Origin of the sequence: Kribbella monticola (assembly GCF_003261635.1) — a bacterium.
GTDB classification, from domain to species: Bacteria; Actinomycetota; Actinomycetes; order Propionibacteriales; family Kribbellaceae; genus Kribbella; species Kribbella monticola.
The window spans coordinates 1-3104 of the sequence record NZ_QFXK01000084.1; the positions used below are offsets into that span (position 1 = coordinate 1).

A 3104-nucleotide genomic window follows, 5' to 3' on the forward strand; every position below is an offset into this window, starting at 1 on the left:
CCCGGCGGTGAGGGTCGTCGGCATCGAAGAGGTCAGGTGCGGCCCTGGGGACCCAAGCCGTACCAGCCGTACCAGCCTCGTTTTCGCAGGTCAGGGCCAAGGAGGCTTGGTCGCTTGGTACGGCTTGAGCCGTACCAGTGGTGGAAGCCTCTTCGGGGCTGACCTGGGAAGTTACGGCTGGTACGTCTGGTACGGCTTCCCCAGCAGCGGGTTTGGGATCGGGGCAGTAGCGGTTCCAGGCGTCGGTGAAATCGCTGCGGTAGTAGCCCTTGGCTTGTCCGGTCGGGAAGCGGATGGTGTCGCTGCGGATCTCGAATTCGCGCAGCAGGTTGCCGAGCTTCATGCCGGACAGGCCGCTAGCGCCCATCGTTGCCCAGGGGGCTTCTGTGTCGGCCTTGAGTCGATTGAGCAGTTCTGCGGTGGGCAACGCGTCAGCGTCTTGGAACACCGCTCGGCAGTCAGCTAGGAGCCTTGTCGGGATGGATGCTTCGTCGCCCGCGTCGCGGTCGCTGGTAAGCGCGACAGCGGCCTTGCGGGCGGCTCGTGGCCATTGCGCGCCTGCGAGGTCGGCAACGGCAATCATCGGCTCCCACGTGTCGGCGGCGCGGTCTTCTAGAGGCATGTCCGGTGTGGCGTGCCGTAGCGCCGTGATGTGGCCGGTGAGCCATTGGTTCAACCGCGCGCGCAGTTCGTCCAGCTCGGGTCCGTCGCGGCCGACGCGGTACGGCGCGACCTTCTCTCCCGGTGCGCGTCGTCGCATCCGGATCACGGCTGCCCGGTCCTCGATCGTGTCCGGCATCGCCCCAATCCCGGCCAGCGCGGCCATGGCGAAGGTGGCGATCTTCTCGACAGACCTCGACCCGGCGTCGTACCGGAGGGCAGGACGGCCGCGCTGATGTCCGGCGTTCAGCAGGCCGCGCAGGTCTTCGTTCTCGCCCGCCTTCGGGCCAAAGATCGTGTCGGCCTCATCGATCAGCAGCGTCGGCGGATCGGACGGCGCGATGCCAATGGACCGGTAGACCGCCGATGGTGAGGCGTTCACGGTCATCAGTGGGCGGTGCGACATGGCCTCGACCATGTCCAGCAGCCGCGACTTCCCGCAGCGTCGTTCAGGTGCCCGGATCACCAACCGGGGCGCACAGTTCCAGGCCGGTACGGCGTGCGTTGCGGCGATCCACAGCACCACTGCGGTCAGTGCGGACGTGCTCGGCAGGATGACGTAGCGAGTGACGACGCGGGCCACGTCGTCCAGCAGCTCGGCACCGTCGACCTGGTCGGAGGCGGTGACCTCTGGGGTGGTCATGCGGCAATCCCTTCGTCACGGAAGCCACCGGCGATGGCGGCTTGGATATCTCGTGCGGTCTGGGCGGCTTGGTAGCCGACATCGGTCAGCGCGGTGACCGCATCGGCCTGGTCGATGGCTCCGGCCGCGACCATCCGTGCAACGCCTCTGGCAGCGCCGTACAGGGTCGTGCGCCTCTTCCCCTTCGGCGCGCGTCGTACGGCGTCGAGGAGGCTGTCCAGGAGCCTGTCGGGGTGGGAGATGCCCCCGCCCGACGACGTGGGCATAGAGGCTGCTGGCGGGGTGAGCGATTTGGCCGGCGTAGCGGGCGTGCACGCCTCGACCAGGGGCGGGGGCATCTCCACCGCATCGGTACCAGTGCTGGCTGTCCACCGGTACGGAATGCCTGTCCTGTGGTGGATCGACGGCGGCAGGACGACGTATCCACCATCGGCCTTGATGTCGATTCCGGGCCTGTTCGGCATCGGCCTCGACTGGATCTCGCGGCCAGGGTGCCGGTAGTACAGGTGATGCCCTAGCGATCCAGTGAGGACCCAGAGCGTGCGCGGCACCAGCTGGCGCGCAATCAGCTCGCGAAGGCTATCGCCGCCACCGTGAGCGGGGTCGACGTCGACCACCACGAGTCCGGAGGCTGCACCGGTTCGTACTGCGAGTTGCCCGCGCGGAACGGCGTTGACGATCGCGGCGACGCGGGCCGGGTCGGTGCTTGCGGCGTAGAACCCGTGGCAGGTCAGGTGATCACAGTCGGCTGGGTCGTGCGAGTTGTCGTGGCAGGTGTCGCAGTTGGCGACTGGGCGCTTGGATCGGCCGAGCATGAACACCGGCCAGCCGCGTTCGGCAGCGGCGAGAGCTGCGGTCAGGATCTCGCTCATTTCCGGCCGCCCTTGCTGGTTGCGTTGTCGGCTCCGGCTCGGGTGCGTCGGTAGTAGTTGATGACCTTGCGGCCGACGCGGACGCGCAGGCCGGAGCCTTCGCACTTGCCGCAGTGGCGGTAGGCGTTGCCGAACGGGGATTTGAACTTGCCCGCGCCCTTGCAGCGGCAGCACTTCCCGAACGGCCAGACCAGGCAGGTGAACAGGTAAAACGCGATGCTGACAGTGACGATGAGTGCGACCGTGGCGGCCTGAGCGATGCCGTGCGCGGTGGCAGCGAGGGCGCTACCGTGGGTAGCGGCGGTGAGGGTAGAGGTAGCGAGGGTGCTGGACACGTGAAGCCTCCAGAGGGCTGTTTTGGGCGTGAGGAGCCAGAGCCGCTACCCGCTACGCATGGATAAACGGCCTGGTGGGATCAGGGTTGTGAGGTAGCGGGGCGGGTAGCGTTGCCGCTACCAGTAGCGGCGGTGCCGCTACTCAGGTCGCCCCGCGACCTCGGTCAGGTTGGTTACGCTCCGCTGATGGTGCGGCGGTTGATCGCGGCGCGGATGTCGTCGGCCTTGGCGCCCTTGCGGGTCGCGCCGTCGCGCTTGACGTTCACGGACGGCACCTTGAGGGCACGGGCTTGGGCCGAGATGGCGTCGGGAGTGGTGCCGTCGTACTGCTCGGGCATTTGGTCGGCCAGCCGTCCGGCGATCGTGTCCCAGTGGGCGGCCGAGTCGGAGCCCATCACGGTCAGCACGTCGGCCAGAACATCGCGGGTTGCACGTTCCATCTCCTCGCCTGCGGCTGCGCCGGTCAGTAGCCCCATGCGTTCGCGGTGGGCGCGGGCGGCGGTGAGGATCTTCTCCGCGTCGCCGTGGTCGGCCAGGAACGTTCGCACGGTCGGTGTCGCGTCAGACGCGCCGTACAGGTAGCCGACACCCCGG

The 3104-nt window shown here is 68.0% G+C and carries 3 protein-coding genes and 1 pseudogene; all 4 read right to left on the reverse strand.

Going from position 1 to position 3104, the window contains the following annotated elements; all coding sequences use genetic code 11:
* Positions 1-1303: DUF3631 domain-containing protein (locus tag DIZ26_RS34625; RefSeq protein ID WP_112248797.1), on the reverse strand; the 1303-nt coding region annotated here is incomplete at its 3' end.
* Complete coding sequence (locus DIZ26_RS34630) at positions 1300-2175, reverse strand: bifunctional DNA primase/polymerase (RefSeq protein ID WP_112248798.1); 876 nt, start codon at positions 2173-2175, stop codon at positions 1300-1302. The genes DIZ26_RS34630 and DIZ26_RS34625, both read right to left, overlap by 4 nt.
* Positions 2172-2510: a hypothetical protein gene (locus DIZ26_RS34635; RefSeq protein WP_112248799.1), complete on the reverse strand. Its 339-nt coding sequence runs from the start codon at positions 2508-2510 to the stop codon at positions 2172-2174. The genes DIZ26_RS34630 and DIZ26_RS34635 overlap by 4 nt, the downstream gene beginning before the upstream one ends.
* A 173-nt stretch (positions 2511-2683) precedes the next feature.
* Positions 2684-3104 (reverse strand): annotated as a pseudogene (locus DIZ26_RS34640) (cell division protein FtsK); the annotation flags it as partial.